Below are 457 nucleotides of genomic sequence, written 5' to 3'. Positions count from 1 at the left end.
GAATGCCGGTATGAGTAGCGAAAGAGGGGTGAGAATCCCCTCCACCGAATGCCTAAGGTTTCCTGAGGAAGGCTCGTCCGCTCAGGGTTAGTCGGGACCTAAGCCGAGGCCGAAAGGCGTAGGCGATGGCCAACAGGTTGAAATTCCTGTACCACCTCCTCACCGTTTGAGCAATGGGGGGACGCAGAAGGATAGGGTAAGCGCGCTGTTGGATTAGCGCGTCCAAGCAGTTAGGCTGACAACGAGGTAAATCCCGTTGTCACAAAAGCTGAGCTGTGACGGCGAGGAAACTATAGTACCGAAGTTCCTGATTCCACACTGCCAAGAAAAGCCTCTAGCGAGGTGTGAGGTGCCCGTACCGCAAACCGACACAGGTAGGCGAGGAGAGAATCCTAAGGTGAGCGAGAGAACTCTCGTTAAGGAACTCGGCAAAATGACCCCGTAACTTCGGGAGAAG

The 457-nt window shown here is 54.7% G+C and carries 1 rRNA gene; it reads left to right on the top strand.

Going from position 1 to position 457, the window contains the following annotated elements:
• A 23S ribosomal RNA gene (locus WQ54_RS18030) occupies nucleotides 1-457 on the top strand; the annotation flags it as partial.

It is taken from the genome of Bacillus sp. SA1-12 (assembly GCF_000981385.1).
Taxonomy (GTDB): domain Bacteria; phylum Bacillota; class Bacilli; order Bacillales; family Bacillaceae; genus Metabacillus.
This window is presented reverse-complemented; position numbering and strand designations above follow the sequence as displayed.